At 72.2% G+C, this 19,101-nt stretch carries 15 protein-coding genes; 7 read left to right on the forward strand and 8 right to left on the reverse strand.

Annotated elements, in window-relative coordinates; genetic code table 11:
- Positions 1-14 precede the first annotated feature (14 nt).
- From FLV34_RS08240 to FLV34_RS08265, 6 genes are all read left to right on the forward strand, one after another.
- Positions 15-761, forward strand: coding sequence for a cytochrome d ubiquinol oxidase subunit II (locus tag FLV34_RS08240; protein ID WP_147942777.1), 747 nt, complete (start codon positions 15-17; stop codon positions 759-761).
- A 10-nt stretch (positions 762-771) separates the two neighbouring features.
- Complete coding sequence (gene cydD / locus FLV34_RS43220; RefSeq protein WP_142648293.1) at positions 772-2,475, forward strand: thiol reductant ABC exporter subunit CydD; 1,704 nt, start codon at positions 772-774, stop codon at positions 2,473-2,475.
- Positions 2,472-4,190, forward strand: coding sequence for a thiol reductant ABC exporter subunit CydC (gene cydC / locus FLV34_RS43225; protein WP_315985148.1), 1,719 nt, complete (start codon positions 2,472-2,474; stop codon positions 4,188-4,190). The genes cydD and cydC overlap by 4 nt, the downstream gene beginning before the upstream one ends.
- A 168-nt stretch (positions 4,191-4,358) precedes the next feature.
- A complete protein-coding gene (locus FLV34_RS08255; protein ID WP_147942778.1) occupies positions 4,359-5,651 on the forward strand; it encodes an extracellular solute-binding protein in 1,293 nt (430 codons plus the stop codon).
- Positions 5,630-6,646: a carbohydrate ABC transporter permease gene (locus tag FLV34_RS08260; RefSeq protein ID WP_261985700.1), complete on the forward strand. Its 1,017-nt coding sequence runs from the start codon at positions 5,630-5,632 to the stop codon at positions 6,644-6,646. The genes FLV34_RS08255 and FLV34_RS08260 overlap by 22 nt, the downstream gene beginning before the upstream one ends.
- Complete coding sequence (locus tag FLV34_RS08265) at positions 6,643-7,473, forward strand: carbohydrate ABC transporter permease (RefSeq protein WP_261985701.1); 831 nt, start codon at positions 6,643-6,645, stop codon at positions 7,471-7,473. The genes FLV34_RS08260 and FLV34_RS08265 overlap by 4 nt, the downstream gene beginning before the upstream one ends.
- 73 nt (positions 7,474-7,546) lie before the next feature.
- On the opposite strand, the gene FLV34_RS08270 is transcribed toward FLV34_RS08265, so the two are convergent.
- The 7 genes from FLV34_RS08270 to lon all read right to left on the reverse strand — a co-directional run bounded on the left by FLV34_RS08270 (position 7,547) and on the right by lon (position 16,886).
- The gene (locus FLV34_RS08270; protein WP_142648291.1) at positions 7,547-8,845 is read right to left on the reverse strand and encodes a S1C family serine protease; all 1,299 of its coding nucleotides are present in this window, start codon (positions 8,843-8,845) and stop codon (positions 7,547-7,549) included.
- A 134-nt stretch (positions 8,846-8,979) separates the two neighbouring features.
- Positions 8,980-10,515, reverse strand: coding sequence for an acyl-CoA synthetase (locus FLV34_RS08275; RefSeq protein WP_142648290.1), 1,536 nt, complete (start codon positions 10,513-10,515; stop codon positions 8,980-8,982).
- 61 nt (positions 10,516-10,576) lie between these two features.
- Positions 10,577-11,716: a Fic family protein gene (locus FLV34_RS08280; RefSeq protein ID WP_147942779.1), complete on the reverse strand. Its 1,140-nt coding sequence runs from the start codon at positions 11,714-11,716 to the stop codon at positions 10,577-10,579.
- Positions 11,717-11,783: 67 nt separating this feature from the next.
- Positions 11,784-12,629 carry a MetQ/NlpA family ABC transporter substrate-binding protein gene (locus FLV34_RS08285; protein ID WP_142648288.1) on the reverse strand — a complete coding sequence of 282 codons (846 nt, stop codon included), beginning with the start codon at positions 12,627-12,629 and terminating at the stop codon, positions 11,784-11,786.
- Positions 12,630-12,651: 22 nt separating this feature from the next.
- Positions 12,652-13,308, reverse strand: a complete 657-nt coding sequence (locus tag FLV34_RS08290) for a methionine ABC transporter permease (protein ID WP_147942780.1) — start codon at positions 13,306-13,308, stop codon at positions 12,652-12,654.
- Positions 13,305-14,249, reverse strand: coding sequence for a methionine ABC transporter ATP-binding protein (locus tag FLV34_RS08295; protein WP_142648286.1), 945 nt, complete (start codon positions 14,247-14,249; stop codon positions 13,305-13,307). The genes FLV34_RS08290 and FLV34_RS08295 overlap by 4 nt, the downstream gene beginning before the upstream one ends.
- A gap of 276 nt (positions 14,250-14,525) precedes the next feature.
- Entirely contained in the window at positions 14,526-16,886 is a 2,361-nt protein-coding gene (gene lon / locus FLV34_RS08300) for an endopeptidase La (protein ID WP_142648285.1), read from the reverse strand.
- Between the two features lie 154 nt (positions 16,887-17,040).
- Here lon and FLV34_RS08305 point away from each other — a divergent pair, with 154 nt between their 5' ends.
- Positions 17,041-18,477: an MFS transporter gene (locus FLV34_RS08305; protein WP_240971506.1), complete on the forward strand. Its 1,437-nt coding sequence runs from the start codon at positions 17,041-17,043 to the stop codon at positions 18,475-18,477.
- A gap of 18 nt (positions 18,478-18,495) precedes the next feature.
- On the opposite strand, the gene FLV34_RS08310 is transcribed toward FLV34_RS08305, so the two are convergent.
- Complete coding sequence (locus tag FLV34_RS08310; protein WP_142648283.1) at positions 18,496-19,074, reverse strand: HAD family phosphatase; 579 nt, start codon at positions 19,072-19,074, stop codon at positions 18,496-18,498.
- Positions 19,075-19,101 lie beyond the last annotated feature (27 nt).

Here is a 19,101-nt window from a genome sequence, read left to right on the forward strand (position 1 = left end):
AGGACACGCTTCCCATGGACATCTTCTGGTTCCTGACGTTCACCGTCCTGCTGGCCGGCTACTTCGCCCTGGAGGGCTTCGACATCGGGCTCGGCGTGCTGCTGCCCGTGCTGGGCCGCACCCCGGCCGCCCGCGACCGCCTCGTCGGCGCGATGGCCCCGTTCGTGCTCGCCAACGAGGTGTGGCTGGTCGCGCTCGCGGGCGTGCTGTTCGGCGCGTTCCCCGTGCTGGAGGGCCGGGCGCTCAGCCGCATGTATCCCCTCGTCGTCGCCCTGCTGCTGGCCTGGATCGTGCGCGACGCGGGGCTGTGGTTCCGCCGCAGGGCCGGCGGCGCCGCCTGGCGGCTGGTGTGGGACGGCGCGCTGTGGGCGGGCTCGGCCGGGCTGGCGCTCGCCTGGGGCGCGATCCTGATGGCCGTCGTGCGCGGCCTGCCCGCCTCGCCCTTCGACGTGCCCGCCGTGGCGGGGGGCCTGGCGCTGCTCGCGCTGCTCGCCTGGCACGGCCGCGCCTTCGCGGCCTGGCGGCTCCAGGAGGGCGCGCCGGGCACCGGGCGGACGCTGCTGCTGTCGGCCTGCGCCGCCGCCGCGCCCGCGGTGCTGGTCATGGCGGCCGCGACCGGCCACATGCTCGGCAACGCCGCCCCGGATCAGACACTGAGTGTGCTCAGTGTCATGGTGGTGCCGATCGCCCCGATCCTCGTGGGCGCGCAAGTATGGGTGTGGCGCACCTTCTCCAGGGGCGCGCTGCCGACGTTCTTCTGATTGGGGACCGTTGCACAAGGACCTCCTCCGGCTGGCCCGTGCCGAGCGCGGCGTCCGCGTCCATCTCGCCTGCTGCCTGGTGGCGGCGGTGCTGGCCGGGCTGCTCGTGCTCGTGCAGGCGGAGCTGCTGGCCGGGGTGCTGTCGGGCCGGTTCGCCGTCGCCGCCCTGCTTCCCCTGGCGCTCGTCGTCGCCTGCCGCGGGCTGCTCGGATGGGCGCAGGGTGTGCTCGCGGGCCGCGCGGCCACCGCGCTGAAGTCGGCCCTGCGGCGGCTCCTCCTCGGCCGGGTGGAGGGTCTCGGCCCGGCGTACCGGTCGGGCGAGCTGGTGACGCTCGCGGGCCGGGGGCTCGACGCGCTCGACCCCTATCTGACGGGTTATCTGCCCTCGGTCGCCGTGGCCGGGATCGTGCCGCTCGCGGTCGTGGTCCGGCTCTTCGTGGCCGACCTGGCCACCGCCGTGATCGTGGTGCTCACGCTGCCGCTGATCCCGGTCTTCGGGGCGCTGGTCGGGTGGACCACCAAAACCGTCACCGAACGGCAGTGGCGCGCGCTGGCCCGCCTCGGCGGCCACTTCCTCGACGTCGTGCGCGGCCTGCCGACGCTGCGGGCGTTCGGCCGGGCCCGCTATCAGGCGTCGGTGATCCGCGAGGTGGCCGAGGCGCACCGTGCGGCGACCATGCGCACGCTGCGGGTGGCGTTCCTGTCGTCGCTGGTGCTCGAACTCGTGGCGTCACTGTCGCTGGCGCTGGTGGCCGTGCCCGTGGGGCTGCGGCTGCTGTCGGGCTCGCTCGACCTGCGTACGGCGCTGCTCGTGCTGCTGCTGGCCCCCGAGGCGTACCTCCCGCTGCGCGCGATGGGCACGCGCTTCCACGCCGCCATGGAGGGCGTCGCCGCCGCCGACGAGGCGTTCGCGGTGATCGGCCCTCCGGGCGAGGCCGCCGCCGAAACCGCGCGGGAGGCCGGGCGGGCGGCGGCACCGGCCGGAGCGAGGCGGAGCGCGCGGCGTGCGACCCCGGACGACGGGCCGCCGGAGATCCGGCTGGAGGACGTCACCGTGCGCTATCCGGGCCGCGAGGAGACCGCGCTCGACCACGTCTCGCTGGTCATCCGGCCGGGTGAGCGGGTGGCGATCGCCGGCCCGAGCGGCGCGGGCAAGAGCACGCTGCTGCACCTGCTGCTCGGGTTCGTGACCCCGTCCGAGGGGCGGGTGCTGGCCGACGGGACCGACCTGGCCGATCTCGACCTGGACGAGTGGCGGCGGCGGCTCGCCTTCGTGCCGCAGCGCCCGCACCTGTTCGCGACCTCGGTGGCCGACAACATCGCGCTGGGCTCGGCCGCAGGTCCCGACGAGATCAGGGCCGCCGCCGAGGCGGCGCAGGTGGCCGAGTTCGCGAGCGCCCTGCCGCAGGGATACGACACCCCGCTCGGCGAGCGCGGCGCGAACCTGTCGGCGGGCCAGCGTCAGCGGGTCGCCCTGGCCAGGGCCTTCTGCCGCCCCGCCGCCCAGGTGCTGCTGCTGGACGAGCCAACGGCGCGGCTCGACGGCAGGAGCGAGGCGGCGGTCGTGGCGGCCACGCGCCGGCTGGCCGAGGGCCGTACGGCGATCATCGTCGCGCACCGTCCGGCGATGATCGACCTGGCCGACCGGGTCGTCCGCCTCGACGGCGGCGTCCTCGTCCACCCGGTTCCGGTGCGGGGCGGGGAGGCCCGATGAGCCGCGCGGAGTTCTCCCCGTGGTCGGTGGTCGCAGGCACGGGCATGGGCAGGCGGCTCGTGCTCGCCGCGCTCGCCGGGGCGGCGGCCGACCTCGCGGGGGTCGCGCTCATCGCGTCGGCCGCCTGGCTGATCACGCGGGCCGCCGAGCAGCCGCCGCTGGCGGCGCTGTCGGTCGCGATCGTGGCGGTGCGGGCGTTCGCGACCACCCGCGGCGTGTTCCGCTACGGCGAGCGCCTGGCCGGGCACGACGTCGCGCTGCGCGCCCAGGCGGGCACCCGTGAGCGCCTCTACCGGGCGCTGATCCCGGCCGGGCCGCTGCCGCAGCGCGGGGCCGACCTGCTCAGCCGGATGGTGGACGACACCGACGCCGTGCAGGACCTGCTCGTCCGCTGCCTGCTGCCGGCCGCCGCCGCGCTGATCACCGGCGTCGCCGCCGTCGTCATCGCGGGCTTCCTGCTGCCCGCCGCCGCGTTCGCGCTCGCAGCCGGCCTGCTCGTCGCCGGGGTGCTGCTGCCTGCCGGCACGGCCGCCGCCGCGCGGCGCTGGTCGGCGCGGATCGCCCCGGCCCGCGCCGACCTGGCCGCCCGGGTGGCCGACCTGGTGCACGGCGCGGCCGACCTCGCGGCGTACGGCGCGCGCGACCGGGCGCTTGCGGCGGCGATGGACGCCGACGCGCGGCTGTCCCGGCTGGAGCGGGGGCAGGCCCGGATCAACGCCGCCGCGCTCGGCCTCGGCATGCTGACGCAGGGGCTGACCGTCGTCGCCGTGGTCCTGGCGGCGCAGGCCTCCGGTCTCGGCCGCGTCGCGACCGCCGTGGCCGCCCTGACCTCGCTGGTCGCCTTCGAGCCCGCGCTGCCGCTGGCGGCGGCCGGCGAGCGGTTCGCGGGCGTGGTCGCGGCGCTGCGCAGGCTCAGGGAGACCGCCGTCACTCCCCCGGCCGTGCGCGAGCCCGCGGACCCGGCGCCCGCGCCGGAATCGCCGCTGACGGTGGAAGTCGAGGACCTCGTGGTGCGCCATGGCGGGCGCGAGCCCGCGCTGAACGGCGTGAGCCTGACGCTGACGCCGGGCCGCCGGGTCGCGGTGGTCGGCCCGAGCGGCGCGGGCAAGAGCACCCTGCTGTCGGCGCTGATGCGGACCGTGGAGATCGAGTCGGGCGCGATCCGGCTCAACGGGACCGACGTGCGGCGCCTGTCGTCGGACGACGTGCGGGCGCTCGTCACGGGCCTCACCCAGGACCCGTACGTCTTCCAGGCCACGGTGGGCGACAACCTGCGCCTGGCCGGGCCGGAGGCGTCCGCCGAGGACGTCGTGGCGGCCGTGCGGCGGGCCCGCCTGGACGCCTGGGCCGAGCGCACCGGCTGGGACACGGTGCTCGGCGAGGACGGCCGCACCGTCTCCGGCGGCCAGCTCCAGCGGCTCGCGCTGGCCCGGGCCCTGCTGTACGACCCGCCGGTGCTGCTGCTGGACGAGCCGGCCGAGGCACTCGACGAGGAGACGGCCGACCTGCTGATGGCCGACCTGCTCGACGCCACCCGGGGCCGCACCACGCTGCTGGTCACCCACCGCCTGCGCGGCCTGGAACAGGTCGACGAGATCGTCGTGCTGGAGGGCGGCCGGGTCACCCAGCGCGGCGCGCACGCCGACCTCGTCGCCGTGCCCGGTTACTACCGGGATCTGTGGGAGTCCGAGGCCCTCACCCGCCACCACGGCTGAACGCCCGCCGGACCACCGCTTCGTGTGAAACCTTCCGTGAAGAAAGCATTGCGGATCATGTCAGATGTAAGTAATTTTCAGTCAATGCGCTGACCTTGCAGGGCATTTACCTACACGCATCTACATGCACGGCGCTCGCCGGACTGGCTACGAGCCGGAGGGGATCTCATGAAGAGAGGATGGATCGCGGGAGCGATCGGAGTGCTCGCGGTGGCGCTGGCGGCCTGCGCGCCCGGAAGCGGCGCGTCCGGCCAGGGCGGCGAGGCGAGCGGTGACAAGGTCACGCTGAGCCTGTGGTCGTGGCGCGTGGAGGACGTCAAGGCGTACGACAAGATCCTCGCCAGGTTCGAGGAGTCGCACCCGAAGATCGACGTCGAGTTCAAGCCGTTCCAGGCCACCGAATACAACAACATCCTGGCCACCGGCCTGTCCGGCACCGCCGGTCCCGACGTCGCCCAGCTCCGGGCGTACGGCGGGCTCCAGCCGCTGGTCGAGGCCGGCCAGCTCGTGCCGCTCGACGGCAAGGTGGAGGCGCTGTCGGGCTTCGACGCCAAGCTGCTCGAAGGCGCCAAGGGCCACACGGACGGCAAGATCTACGGTGTGCCGTTCGCCTACCAGACGCTTCAGGTCTTCTACAACAAGAAGCTGTTCGCCGACAACGGCATCCAGCCCCCCGCCACCTGGGACGAGATGATCAAGGCGGCCGACAGGCTGAAGGCCGCCGGGATCACGCCGTTCGCGGTCGCGGCCGGGCCCGACGCGACCTGGACGCTGCCGATCGTCCACGAGATCTTCGGCAACGCCCGCTATGGCAGCACCCGGTTCCGCGACGCGCTGCTGAACGGCGACAAGAAGTTCACCGACCCCGACTTCACGGCCTCGATCAAGCTGCTCAAGGACCTGGAGCCCTACTTCCCCAAGGACGTGGCGGCCGTCAAGATCCCCGACGTCCAGGCGTTGTTCGCCACCGGCAAGGCCGCGATGTATCCCACGGGCAGCTTCGACCTGGCGCCCGTGCTCGCGGCCGACCCGAGCCTGGAGATCGGCGCGTTCCAGGTGCCGCCGCCGCCCGGCTCCCCGGTGACCACGCCCGTCACGCCGGGCTGGGCCGACGGCTCGTTCGGCGTCAACGCCAAGTCGGCCCACCAGGCCGAGGCACTCGAACTGGTCAAGTGGATGGCGACGCCGGAGTTCGGGCAGCTCTACGCGAGCGAGCTCAAGCAGCTGTCCGCGGTTCCCGGGGTCACGCCGTCCGACCCGCTGCTGGCCGAGTTGGCGAAGAACTACGCCGCCAACGGCGCGCCGTACACGCTGCTCGTCGACTTCCGGTACGGCCAGCCGAACGGTGACGCGGTCTTCCGCGACGAGGTGCAGAAGATGCTGGTCGGCCAGACCGATCCCAAGGCGGTCGCCGAGAGCGTGCAGAAGGGCGTCGAGCAGTGGTTCAAGCCGGGGAACTGAGCACGCCCCGACGCTCGCCCGGACGGTTCCCCGCCCGGTCGTCCGCCCGGTTCTCCCGTCGTCGCGCGGCACGCACCGGCGGACGCCGCCGCTACGTGCCGCGGTGGCGGGTGCTGGCCGTCTTCCTGCTGCCCGCGCTCCTGCTCTACTCGGTCTTCATCGTCTATCCGCTGGTCACCGCGCTCGAATACAGCTTCTTCGAGTGGCGCGGGATCCGGCAGACGGGGTTCGCCGGGCTCGCCAACTATCGCGACCTGTTCGGCGTCTACCCCTACGACCAGCAACTGTGGCGGGCGTTCGGGCACAACGCGCTGTTCTTCGCCGGGACCATGCTGATCCAGAACACGGTCGGGCTGCTGTTCGCCCTCCTGCTGTTCCGTTACCGCCGCGGCAAGCGGTTCCTGCAGGCCGCGTTCACCACGCCCTACCTGGTCGACCCGCTGGTCGTCGGCTACCTGTGGAGCCTGCTGCTCAACCCGACGTTCGGCCCGGTCAACTCGCTGCTGGAGGCGGCCGGGCTGGACTCGTGGGCGCTGCCCTGGCTGGGCGACACCCGTACGGCGCTGCCGGTGGTCATCGTGGTCAACGCCTGGCAGTGGGTGGGCTTCCCCATGCTGCTGTTCTCCGCCGCGCTCGCCGGGATCCCGGCCGAGTATCACGAGGCGGCGCGGGTCGACGGCGCGTCGGCCTGGCAGGCGTTCCGGCGCGTGACGCTGCCGCTGCTCACCCCGGCGATCGGCGTGGTGAGCGTGCTGACGTTCATCGGCAACTTCAACGCCTTCGGGCTGGTCTACGCGATGGCCGGGTCGACCGGGTCTCCGGCGGGCTCGACCGATGTGCTCGGCCTGCTGTTCTACCGGGTCGCGTTCGTGGAGGGCGGCACGGAGGCGATCGGCCGGTCGTCGGCGCTGGCCGTGCTGATGTTCGTGTTCATCTTCGGGGTGTCGCTGCTGGCCGGTTCCTACTTCCGCCGCCGCGAGCGGAGGCTGCTGTGACGGCGCGGGGCCGGGCTCCGGGGCGGGTCGCCGTCCACCTGCTGCTGTGGGGCTATGCGGTCGTCGCGCTGCTGCCGCTGGTCGTCATGCTGCTCAACTCGCTGCGGCCCACGACCGAGATCTTCACGACGCCGCTGGGGCTGCCGGCCTCCCCCACGCTGGACAGTTACGCCCGGGTGTGGACGGAGGCGTCGTTCAGCACCTACCTGCTGAACTCCCTGGCCGTCACCTGCGGCGCGGTGCTGCTCGGCACGGCGGTCTCCGCGCTGGCGGCCTATCCGCTGGCCCGCTACGACTTCGCCGGCAACCGGCTGCTCGGGGCGTACTTCCTGGCGGGGCTGATGCTGCCGATCCGGCTGGGCCTGGTGCCGATCTTCTACCTCATGGACTCCATGGGCCTGATCGACTCGCTGCTCGGGCTCACGCTGCTGTACGCCGCGTCGGGGGTGCCGTTCTGCATGTTCGTGCTGTCGGCGTTCTACCGTTCCCTGCCCGGCGAGCTGGACGAGGCGGCCCGGATCGACGGAGCCGGGGAGTTCCGGATCTTCGGGCAGATCATGCTGCCGCTCGTGCGGCCCGCGCTGGCATCGGTGATGCTGTTCCAGTTCGTGCCGCTGTGGCATGAGTTCCTCTACCCGCTGGTGCTGCTGCGCTCCGACGAGAAGTTCACGATCCCGCGCGGGTTGTCGCAGTTCTTCGGCGAGTACACGACCGACTGGTCGGCGCTGTTCGCCGGGCTGGTCCTCGCCACGGTGCCGCTGTTCGTGCTGTTCGTCCTGGCGACCAAGCAGATCATCGCCGGGCTGACCGCCGGCATGAGCAAGTGAGGCAGGAACGCGCCGGAAAGCCGATCGCCGGCGGGCCGTCCCCCCAGAGGCCCGCCGGCGATGATCGTGGGCGTCAGCCCGCGGACTGCTCCGCGAGCGCGGCGGTGATGGTGTTCTCCTTGCCTGCCCGGGTGAAGGTGATCGTCACCTTGTCGCCGGGGCGGGAGCTGCGGATGGTGCCGACCAGCGCCTCGGCGCTGTCCACCACCTTGTCGTTGATCTTGGTGATCAGGTCGCCCTCCTGGAGGCCGGCCTTCTCCGCCGGGCTGCCGGCCGTGATCGAGCTGACCACCGCGCCGGACGCGCCGCCGACCGCGTCGGCCACGCTCACCCCGAGGAAGGCGTGGGTCGCCTTGCCCGTCTTGATGAGCTGGTCGGCGACGAGCTTCGCGGTGTTGATGGGGATCGCGAAGCCCACGCCGATGTTGCCGGAGCTGGAGCCCGAGGTGGCGATCGCCGTGTTGATGCCGACGACCTGCCCGCTGGTGTTGACCAGCGCGCCACCGGAGTTGCCGGGGTTGATCGCGGCGTCGGTCTGGATCATGCCACCGATCGTGTTGCCCTGGCTCTGCGGCTGCTGCTGCCCCATCCCCCAGGGGAACTGCGGCTGCTGCTGCTCTTCCGGCGCCTCGGTCAGCGTGCGGTCGAGGGCGCTCACGATGCCGGAGGTGACCGATCCCTCCAGGCCGAGCGGGCTGCCGATCGCGAGGACCCCGTCGCCGACCTGCAGCTTGTCGCTGTCGCCCAGCGAGGCGGGGGTCAGGCCCGACACGCCCTGCGCCTGGATGACGGCGAGGTCCGTGGTGGGGTCGGTGCCCTTGATGACGGCGTTGGCGGTCTTGCCGTCGCTGAACTTCACGGTGACCGTGCCGCCGCCCCCGCCGCCGATGGCCACCACGTGGTTGTTGGTCAGGATCAGGCCGTCGGCCGACAGGATCACGCCGGACCCTTCGCCGCCGGCCGTGGCGGTCTTCACCTCGATCGACACCACCGATGGCATGATCGCCTTGGCCACCGCGGCGATCGAGGTGCTGGAGGAGTTCGCCACTCCCTTGACGACCGGGCTCGCGATCACCGTCTGCCCGCCGTTCACGCTGTTGGCGACGAGGGCCCCGATAACCCCGCCGCCCAGTGCCACCGCCACGAGGGCGAGGCCGGCGCCCGCCTTCTGGCGCGCGCTCAGCGTGCCCTTCCGCGCCGGAGGCGGCGGAAACTGCGCCGTGTCGAAAGGTCCGCTCCCGTACGCGCCATACGACTGGTACGCCCCGGTGTACTGCCCGTGCTGCGGCGGAGTGCTTCCGAACTGGCTCCAGCCGTGACCGGGGATTATCTGGGTGTTCTCGTCGCCGGGAACGTGCTCAGGTGAGCTCATCGCCATCCCCCTCAATGGATTCGCCGGTGATCCCGGCTCTCCGCCGGTACACGTAATACGATGACGCATCGGCGATAAGGTCTCGTTAAGCGATCACTTGCGGGGTTCCCCGAGCGCCCTACGCGTACTTTATGTCAGCTCGTCCGAGGCCAGTACTCGTCCCTGAGCAGGCGCTTGTACAGCTTGCCGGTGGGGTGGCGGGGCAGCTCGTCGCGGAAGTCGACCGACTTCGGGCACTTGTAGTGGGCCAGCCGTTCCCGGCAGTAGGCGATCAGCTCGGCCTCCAGGGCGGGACCGGCGGCGGCCGGGTCCGCCGGCTGCACGACGGCCTTGACCTGTTCGCCCATCTCGGGGTCCGGCACCCCGAAGACGGCCACGTCGGCCACCTCGGGATGCATCGCCAGCACGTTCTCGGCCTCCTGCGGGTAGATGTTCACCCCGCCCGAGATGATCATGTACGAGCGCCGGTCGGTGAGGTAGAGGAAGCCGTCCTCGTCCAGGTAGCCGATGTCCCCGAGCGTGGTCCAGCCGCGGCCCTTGGGGTCCTGCACCGACGCGGTCTTCGCGGGATCGCCGTGATACTCGAACCTGGGACCGTCGGAGAAGTAGACCGTGCCGTGCTCACCGGGCGGCAGCTCATCGCCCTCCTCGTCGCAGACGTGGGCGACCCCGAGCAACGGCCGGCCCACGGTGCCCTTGTGGGCCATCCAGTCCTCTGGACTCGCGTACAGGAAGCAGTTGCCCTCCGTGCCCGCGTAGTACTCGTGGATGATCGGCCCCCACCACGCCATCATCCGCTCCTTGACCTCGATCGGGCAGGGCGCGGCGGCGTGGACGGCGCAGCGCAGCGACGACAGGTCGTAGCGCCCGCGCACCTCCTCGGGCAGCTTGAGCATCTTGACGAACATCGTCGGCACCCACTGCGCGTGGGTGACCCCGTAGCGCTCGACGAGCGCCAGCGCCTCCTCGGGATCGAACCTCTCCATCACCACGACGGTCGCGCCGAGACGCTGGAACGACATGCTGTAGCGCAGCGGTGCGGCGTGATAGAGCGGCGCGGGCGACAGGTACACGCTGTCGGCCGAGGGCGCGAACAGGCCCTGGATGAGCTGGACCAACGCCCCGGGGGCCTCCAGCGGCGCCCGGCTGAGCGGTGGCTTAACGCCCTTGGGACGTCCCGTGGTGCCCGACGAGTAGAGCATGTCGGCGCCCTGGCACTCGTCCTCGACCGGTGTGACGGGCTGCCCCGCCACCGCCTCCTCGTACGGCGTGAAGCCGGGGGCGACGCCGTCGACCATGAGCCGCAGCTCGACCCCGGGCGTCGCCTCGGTGACGGCGCTCGCGACGCCCGCGAGCCTCGCCGAGGAGATGAAGACCCGCGCGCCGCAGTTGTCCACGATGTACGACAGCTCGTCGGCCTGGAGGCGGGAGCTGATCGCGGTGTAGTAGAGGCCCGAGCGGTGCGCGGCCCACGCGATCACCAGGAAGAGCGGATGGTTCTCCAGCATGAAGGCGATGTGGTCGCCGGGCTTCAGCCCCGAGGCCCGCAGCAGGTGGGCCAGGCGGTTGGATTCCTCGTCCAGCTCGCGGAAGGTGACCACGCGGCCGGAGCCCGCCATGATCACCGCAGGCTTGTCCGGCATCACCGCCGCGATCGCCCCAGGGTGCATAACCGAACGTTACTCGGTTTGCCGTCGATGTGGTAGGAGTCACATCCCGATGCGGATGTGATCAGCCCTCCAGCGCCCGGTAGGGGTCGCGCAGCGGCGCGGCCCGCTCGGCGAACGCCGCCTTGATCTCCGTCATCTTCGGCCCCGGCGCGTAGAAGCGGCCCTTCGTCTCGCCGTACGGCTGGAGCCACCCGGTGGCCGCGAGCTCGCGCAGGTCGCGGGCGGCCTGCCCCTGGCTCAGTCCCTCGTCGGCCTGGTACATGCCCCGGCGCAGCCGCCGGGAGACGAACACCTGGTAGAGCGCGGAGACCGTGCGCGGGTGGAGGCCCTGCGCCGCGGTCCGATCCTCCAGCAGCATCCAGACCTCGCCCGCCTCGGTGAGCCGGCGCCCCACCCGCTGCGCCTGCATGTGGTGGCAGCGCAGCACGAACCGCACCCACGAGAGGGTGTCCCCGTGCGGGCTCCACCGGCGGCGTCCCACCTCGCCGAGCACGTCGTAGTAGTCGTAGGCGGTGCGGCCCTCGCCCAGCCACTCCTCGATCGAGGCGAACTCCGGCGTGGTGATCTGGTCGCGGCCGAGCACGAGCGTCTGCAGCGCACGCCCCATGCGGCCGTTGCCGTCCCGCCACGGGTGGATCTTGACGAGGTTGAGGTGGGCCATGGCGGCGCGGACGTAGCTGGGCGCGCCGAGGTCGCCCTCGTTGAGCCAGTCGACCAGCTCCGCCAGCAGGCCGGGGACCTGCTCGTGGTCCGGCCCCTCGTAGACCACCTCGCCCGTGGCGGAGTCGCGGACGTAGATCCCGCCGGGCCGCACGGTGCCCGGCGCCGCGTCCGCGTGGTGGCCGATCATCATGAAGTTGAGCGCGTGCAGCAGGCCGGCGTCGTAGCGGAAGGCCGAGGCCCGCGCGAGGGCGCCGATGTAGGTGAGCGCCTGCCGATAACCGGAGATCTCGCGCGCCACGGCCGCCGACGCTTCCAGGGGGTCCTCACCGGACATGATCGACTCGATGTCCTCGATGCTGGCGTGGTAGCCCTCGATGGAGTTGGACCCCTGGATCGCCCGCGCCTGCAACTGCCGCCGCAGCAGGCCGTCCCAGCGGTGCGGCTCGGCCAGCCGGTATCTCAGGTCCCGCCGCATCTCCTCGATCTCGGCGAGCACCTTCTCGTCCGCGGCCTCCAGTGCCGGTGTGGCGTACAACATCTGACCAGAACAGCATGGACGAATCATCCAGTCAAACGACTTGATGATTCGTCCATGCATGTGCGCGTCAGGACGCGGGGATGACCGAGCCCTTGAACGTGTCCTCGATGTACTTCTTCACCTCGGGGCCGGTCAGCAGCCCGGCCAGCGTCTTCACCCGCGGGTCGTTCTCGTGCCCCTGTGCGACCACCAGGCCGTTCGCGTACGGGTTGCCCTCGGCCTTCTCCAGCACCAGGGCGTCGGACGACGGGTTGAGGTTCGCCTCCAGCGCGTAGTTGCCGTTGATCACGGCGGCGTCCACGTCGTCGAGCGAGCGCGGGAGCTGGGCGGCCTCCAGCGGGCGGAAGGTCAGGTTCTTCGGGTTGCCGGTCACGTCGCGCTCGGTCGCGGCGGTGCCCACGCCGTCCTTCAGCGTGACCACGCCGTTGTCGGCGAGCAGCTTGAGCGCCCGGCCGAGGTTGGTGGCGTCGTTGGGCACGGCGACCGTGCCGCCCTGCGGCAGCGAGGCGAGGTCCTTGACCTTCCTGGAGTACAGGCCGAGCGGCTCCAGGTGCACCGGGGCGACGAAGCTCAGCTTCGTGCCCTTGGAGGCGTTGAAGTCGTCCAGGTAGGGCTTGTGCTGGAAGTAGTTGGCGTCAAGCTGGCCGTCCTGGAGCTGCAGGTTGGGCTGCACGTAGTCGCTGAACTCCACGATCTCCAGCTTCAGGCCCTTCGCGGCGGCCAGGTTGTCGGCCACGTACTTCAGGATCTGCGCGTGCGGCACCGGGCTCACCCCGACCTTGAGCGGGGCGTCCGCCGCCGCGGCCGCGCCGTCCGAGGACGAGGGCGAGGACGTGGAAGAGGACGAGGACCCGCAGGCGGACAGCACGAGCGCGACCACGGCGGCGATGACGAGGCCGAGCGTTCTACGCATGAGAAAGACTCCTTCAGAGGGATCAACGGTGGGAAAGACGGCGGGCGACCGCGTCGCCCACGGTCTGTGCGAGCTGCACCACGACGACCAGGACGACCACGGTGACGACCATGAGCGTGGTCTCGAAGCGCTGATATCCGTAGCGGACGGCGAGGTCGCCGAGGCCGCCGCCGCCGATCACCCCGGCCATGGCCGAATAGGAGATCAGCGTCACGACGGTGACGGTCAGCCCGGCGACCAGGCCGGGCAGCGCCTCGGGCAGCAGGACGCGCGCCACGATCGTCACGCGGCCCGCCCCCATCGCCTCGGCCGCCTGCACGACGTCGCGGCCCACCTCGCGCAGCGCCGTCTCGACCAGCCGGGCGAAGAACGGCACCGCGCCGATCGTCAGCGGGACCACCGCGGCGGCGGTCCCGATCGTGGTGCCGGTGAGCAGGCGGGGGACCGGGATGACCGCGATCATGAGGACGATGAAGGGCAGCGACCGCCCGACGTTGACGACCAGCCCGAGCACGCGCCGTACGGCGGGCGCGGGGAACAGCCCGCCCCGGTCCGTCCCGGCGAGGCAGACGCCGAGCGGCAGCCCGAACAGTACGGTGAACAAGGTGGACCAGCCCACCATCACGGCGGTCTGCCCGGTGGCCTCCCACAGCAGGGGGCTCATCTCCGACCAGGTCATGCGTCCTCCTCCACCAGCAGCCCGCGCTCACGCAGCTCCGCGAGGGCGGCGGCCGCGCCGGCTCCGGTGATCCGCAGCCGCAGCCGGCCCGCCGGGACCCCGGCGACCTGTTCGACCGCGCCCGCGACGACGGCGACGTCCACGTCGTGCGTACGGGCGAGTCGCGACAGCAGGGCCGGGTCCGCCGCCAGGGCGACCGTCACGGCGCCGGGCTCGGCGGGCGGCAGCGGGAACAGCTCGGCCGCCAGGCGCGACCCGGGGGTGGCGAGCAGCTCGGGGATGGGGCCCGCCTCGGAGATCCGCCCGTCGCTCATGATCGCCGCCGAGTCGCAGACGGCCTTGATGACGTCCATCTCGTGGGTGATGAGCAGGATGGTCAGCCCCAGCTCGCGGTTGAGCCGCCGGAGCAGGGCGAGGATCGACTGGGTCGTGGCGGGGTCGAGCGCCGAGGTGGCCTCGTCCGACAGCAGCACCGACGGCTCGGCGGCGAGCGCCCGCGCGATGCCGACCCGCTGCTTCTGGCCGCCGGACAACTGCGCCGGGTAGGCCCCGGCGCGGTCGGCCAGGCCCACGAGGTCGAGCATCTCCGCGACGCGCCGGGCCCGGGCGGCCCGGCCGACGCCCATGACCTCCAGCGGGAAGGCCACGTTGCCCGCCACCGTGCGTGACGACAGCAGCGCGAAGTGCTGGTGGATCATGCCGATGCGCTGGCGGGCCCGGCGCAGGTCGGCCGCGCCGAGGGCGGTCAGCTCGCGTCCGTCCACCGTGACCACGCCCTCGTCGGGACGTTCGAGCAGGTTGACGCAGCGCAGCAGGGTGCTCTTGCCGGCGCCGCTGCGCCCGAGCACGCCGAAGACCTCGCCCTTGCCGACGTGGAGGTCCACGCCGTCGAGCGCGACGACGTCGCCGTAGGCCTTGCGCAGGCCGGAAACGGTGATCACTTGCTGTCCTTCTGGGGCGTGATCCGGCGCAGGATCGGATCGGGCAGCGGGGAGAGCGTCATCAGGGGGAATGCCTTCGTGGAGGAGGGGTGCGGGCGGCGGGAGACTCAGGCCGCGGGACAACACCCCTGCTCAGGCGGGTTCATCGGGTTCGATACGCTCACAGGCGGCTGAAACGGTTGTGAGGCCAATCCTTATTCCATACCGGGAATGTGTGCTTAGTCACAGCAGAAGGCCCGCGCCTCCGGGACGGAGACGCGGGCCGTGCGGAACCGGTCAGGCGACCGCCTGCCGGGCGACCGTCGCCGGGGTGAGGGCCAGGTCGAGCACCTCGCGCACGTCGCTCACCGCGTGGACGGTGAGGTCGGCGAGCACCTCGGCCGGCACGTCGTCGAGGTCGGGCTCGTTGCGCGCCGGGATGAGCACGGTGGTGATCCCGGCCCGGTGGGCGGCCAGCAGCTTCTGCTTGACCCCGCCGATCGGCAGCACCCGCCCGGTGAGCGACACCTCGCCGGTCATCGCCACGTCGGCGCGGACCGGCCGGCCCGACAGCAGCGAGGCCAGGGCGGTGGTCATCGTGACACCCGCCGACGGGCCGTCCTTGGGCACCGCGCCCGCGGGCACGTGGATGTGCACCGACCTGTCCTTGAGCGACCCGACCGGCAGCTCCAGCTCGGCGCCCCGCGACCGCAGGAAGGACAGCGCGATCTGCGCCGACTCCTTCATCACGTCGCCGAGCTGACCGGTCAGCGTCACCCCGGTCGCCCCGGTCTCCGGATCGGCCAGCGACGCCTCGACGTGGAGGACGTCACCGCCCGCCCCGGTCACCGCGAGACCGGTCGCCACGCCCGGCACCGCCGTACGCTGCCGGGCCTCCGGCAGGGACGACTCGGGCACGTGGCGCGGCCGGCCCAGGTAGGAGACCAGATCGTCGGCCGTGACCGTCAGCGGGAGCTCGGCCTCGCCGAGGGCGAGCTGCGCCGTCACCTTGCGCAGGATCCGGGCGATCGAGCGTTCGAGGGAGCGGACGCCGGCCTCGCGGGTGTACTCGCCCGCCAGGCGGCGCAGCGCCGCGTCCTCCACCGTCACGTCGTCGGCGGTGAGGCCCGCCTTCTCCAGGTTGCGCGGGAGCAGGTGGTCGCGGGCGATGGCGACCTTCTCGTCCTCGGTGTAGCCGTCGAGCGTGACGATCTCCATGCGGTCGAGCAGCGGCCCCGGCACCTGCTCCAGCACGTTCGCGGTGGCGAGGAACAGCACGTCGCTCAGGTCGAGCTCGACCTCCAGGTAGTGGTCGCGGAACGTGTGGTTCTGCGCCGGGTCGAGCACCTCCAGCAGCGCCGCCGTCGGGTCGCCCCGGTAGTCGGCGCCGACCTTGTCGATCTCGTCGAGCAGCACGACCGGGTTCATCGAGCCCGCCTCGCGGATCGCCCGGACGATACGGCCGGGCAGCGCCCCCACGTACGTGCGCCGATGGCCGCGGATCTCCGCCTCGTCGCGGACGCCGCCGAGCGCGACGCGGACGAACTTGCGGCCCATGGCGCGGGCGACCGACTCACCGAGCGAGGTCTTGCCGACGCCGGGAGGGCCGGCCAGCGCGAGGACCGCGCCGCTGCGCCGGCCGCCGACCACACCGAGGCCCTGGTCGGCCCTGCGCTTGCGCACCGCGAGGTATTCCACGATGCGGTCCTTCACGTCGGTCAGGCCCGTGTGGTCGGCGTCGAGCACCGCGCGGGCCCCGGCGATGTCGTAGGAGTCGGTCGTGCGGACGTTCCACGGCATGTCGAGCACGGTGTCGAGCCAGGTGCGGATCCAGCCGCTCTCGGGCGACTGGTCGGAGGTCCGCTCCAGCTTGCCGACCTCCTTCAGCGCGGCCTCCCTGACCTTCTCCGGCAGGTCGGCGGCCTCGATGCGGGCGCGGTAGTCCTCCTCCTCGTCGGAGGGGTCGCCGTTGAGCTCGGCGAGCTCCTTACGGACGGCCGCGAGCTGCTGGCGGAGCAGGAACTCCCGCTGCTGCTTCTCCATGCCCTCCTGGACGTCCTTGCGGATGGTCTCGGCGACGTCCATCTCCGCGAGGTGGTCGCGGGCCCAGCCGACCAGCTTGTCGAGGCGCTCGGCCGGGTCGTTGAGCTCCAGCAGCAGCAGCTTCTGCTGCGTGGTCAGCCAGGGGGCGTAACCGGAGCTGTCCGCGAGGACCGCGGGCTCCTTGATCTGGTTGACGGCGTCGACGACCTGCCACGCGCCCCGCTTCTGCAGGATCGTGGTGGTCAGGGTCTTGTATTCCTTGGCGAGCTCCTCGGCCCTGGGCCCGGCCGGGACCGGTTCGAGCACGGTCGCCTCGACCCACAGCGCCGCGCCGGGGCCGGTGGTGCCGGTGCCGACCCGCATGCGGTCGACGCCGCGGACCACGGCCGCGGGCTCGCCGCCCGGCAGCCGGCCGACCTGTTCCACGACGGCGCTCACCCCAACCGGGCCGTAGCGGCCGTCTATGCGGGGCACCAGCAGGACCGTGCTCTCGCCACTGGCGCGGGCGGCGTCGATGGCGGCGCGGACCTCGGAGTCCGACAGATCGAGAGGCACGACCATGCCGGGCAGGACGACCTCGTCGTCGAGCGGAAGGACGGGAAGGATCTGGGACATCAGCACTCCACTAGGTTGAGTTATGTCGGCTCAACTAACAGGAGTCCGATCCTGTTCCCTGTTCTGCGTCAGTTCGCTGTGAGCGATCGTAATTGTGTAATCCGGCTTGCCGTGAGGGTCGGGCCACTGCTCCGGGTAACGCATGATGGCGTCCATGACATCCGGAAATATCCGGCTCCGCTCGGCGCCAGGCCGGTGGGTGCTGGTCACCACGGTCCTCGGGTCGGGCATGGCCACACTCGACGGCACCGTGGTCAACGTGGCCCTGCCCGCTCTCGGGCGCGACCTGCACGCCGGGATGTCCGGCCTCCAGTGGACCGTGAACGCGTACACGCTCACGATGGCCGCGCTGATCCTGCTGGGCGGGTCGCTGGGCGACCGGCTGGGCAGGCGGAAGATCTTCGTCACCGGGGTGGTCTGGTTCGCCCTGGCCTCCGCGCTCTGCGGGGCCGCGCCCAGCACGCCGGTGCTCGTGCTCGCTCGCGCACTCCAGGGCATCGGCGGGGCCCTGCTGATCCCCGGGTCCCTGGCGATCATCCAGGCGAGCTACGTGCCGGACGACCGGCCGCGCGCCGTCGGCGCCTGGTCGGGGCTGGGCGGCGTGGCCGCCGCGCTCGGGCCGTTGTTCGGCGGCTGGCTCGTGGAGACGGCGGGCTGGCGCTGGGTGTTCCTGCTCAACCTGCCACTCGCGGCCGTCGTGGCCGGCGTCGCCACCCGCCACGTGCCCGAGACCCGCGACCCCGGGTCGAACGGCCGCTTCGACGTGCTCGGCACCGTCCTCGCCGCACCCGCGCTGGCCGGGCTGACGTACGGGCTGATCCTGGCGGGCGACGGGCTGGTGCCGCTGGCCGCCGGGATCGTCCTGTCCATCTGTTTCGTGGTCGTGGAGATCCGGCGCTCTCCCCGGTCGCTCGTCCCGGTGGGGGTCTTCGCCTCGCGGGAGTTCACCGCGGTCAACGTCGTCACGCTGGTCATGTACGCCGCGATGGGCCTGGTGTTCTTCCTGCTGGTCGTCCAGCTCCAGGTGTCGGCCGGGTTCTCCCCGATCGCCGCGGGGTCGGCGATGCTCCCGGTGACGATCCTCATGCTGCTGCTGTCGCCCCGGGCGGGCGACCTGGCCAAGCGGGCAGGCCCGCGCCTCCCCATGACGGCGGGCATCCTCCTGTGCGCGGCCGGGCTGCTGCTGATGAGCCGTATCGCCCCGGACGCGTCCTATCTCGCCGACGTGCTGCCGGCGGCGGTCGTGTTCGGGCTCGGCCTGTCCGCCGCCGTCGCCCCGCTCACCGCGACCGTGCTCGCCACCGCGGAGGATCGGTACGCGGGCGTGGCCAGCGGGATCAACAACGCCCTGGCCCGGACGGGCGGCCTGCTGGCCGTCGCCGCCGTCCCGCCGCTGGTGGGCCTGACGGGGGCCGCCTACGACTCCCCTGCGGCGTTCACCCGGGGGTTCCACACCTCGATGCTGGCCGCCGCGGCCATGATGGCCGTCGCGGCGGCCCTCACGTTCGTCACGATCAGGCGGAACGTGCTCGTGTCCGCGCCCGAGCCGCCCGCTCCCGGCTGCCCGGTCGAGGCGCCACCCCTCACCTGACGCCCCGCCGGACGCTCCCTAGGTCAGCAGCGTCTTGAGCTCCTCGCGCAGGGCGGCGGCGTCGCGGAAGTGGACGGCGGCCAGCCCCACCCTCTTGGCCGCCGCGACGTTCTGCTCCCGGTCGTCCACGAAGACGAGATCGCCGGGGGCCGCCCCGAGCCAGGCCACGGTCTCGTGGAAGATCTCCGGCTCCGGCTTCACCAGGCCCATCCGGCCGCTGTAGAACCTCGGGCCGATCGGCCGCATGAACGGCAGCGTGTCGATCGTCTCGGCGATGCAGACCGGCATGTTGGACAGCAGCGCCATGGGCACCCCGACGCCGGCCAGCTCGTCGATGATCGCCACGGTCTCCTCGTTGGGCCGCGACCAGCTCGCCGTGTCGAGGGCGACGACCGCGTCCAGCTCGGCCCCGCCCATCGGCCTGCCGTACACGTGGGACCAGTACGCGGCCGGGTCGAGCGTGCCCCGGTCGAAGTCGAGCCGCGCCGCCCAGTAGCGGTCTTCGAACCCCGGATCACCTCCCGCCATGCGCGCGACGTCTTCGGGGTCCTGGGGAAGCGACACGACGTTGCCGTAGTCGAAAAGCACAGTCTTCATGGTCGTACGAGCATAACCCGTGTGCGG

The sequence above is a fragment of the Microbispora sp. CSR-4 genome, from assembly GCF_008033685.1.
Taxonomy (GTDB): Bacteria; Actinomycetota; Actinomycetes; order Streptosporangiales; family Streptosporangiaceae; genus Microbispora.

Coding starts and splice junctions, on each gene's coding strand:
- FLV34_RS08280 (WP_147942779.1), bottom strand. CDS start 11,716: ATGTTGTACGCCACACCGGCACTGGAGGCCGCGGACGAGAAGGTGCTC.
- lon (WP_142648285.1), bottom strand. CDS start 16,886: ATGTCCCAGATCCTTCCCGTCCTTCCGCTCGACGACGAGGTCGTCCTG.
- cydC (WP_315985148.1), top strand. CDS start 2,472: ATGAGCCGCGCGGAGTTCTCCCCGTGGTCGGTGGTCGCAGGCACGGGC.
- FLV34_RS08240 (WP_147942777.1), top strand. CDS start 15: ATGGACATCTTCTGGTTCCTGACGTTCACCGTCCTGCTGGCCGGCTAC.
- FLV34_RS08310 (WP_142648283.1), bottom strand. CDS start 19,074: ATGAAGACTGTGCTTTTCGACTACGGCAACGTCGTGTCGCTTCCCCAG.
- FLV34_RS08275 (WP_142648290.1), bottom strand. CDS start 10,515: ATGCACCCTGGGGCGATCGCGGCGGTGATGCCGGACAAGCCTGCGGTG.
- FLV34_RS08290 (WP_147942780.1), bottom strand. CDS start 13,308: ATGACCTGGTCGGAGATGAGCCCCCTGCTGTGGGAGGCCACCGGGCAG.
- FLV34_RS08255 (WP_147942778.1), top strand. CDS start 4,359: ATGAAGAGAGGATGGATCGCGGGAGCGATCGGAGTGCTCGCGGTGGCG.
- FLV34_RS08285 (WP_142648288.1), bottom strand. CDS start 12,629: ATGCGTAGAACGCTCGGCCTCGTCATCGCCGCCGTGGTCGCGCTCGTG.
- FLV34_RS08270 (WP_142648291.1), bottom strand. CDS start 8,845: ATGAGCTCACCTGAGCACGTTCCCGGCGACGAGAACACCCAGATAATC.
- FLV34_RS08305 (WP_240971506.1), top strand. CDS start 17,041: ATGACATCCGGAAATATCCGGCTCCGCTCGGCGCCAGGCCGGTGGGTG.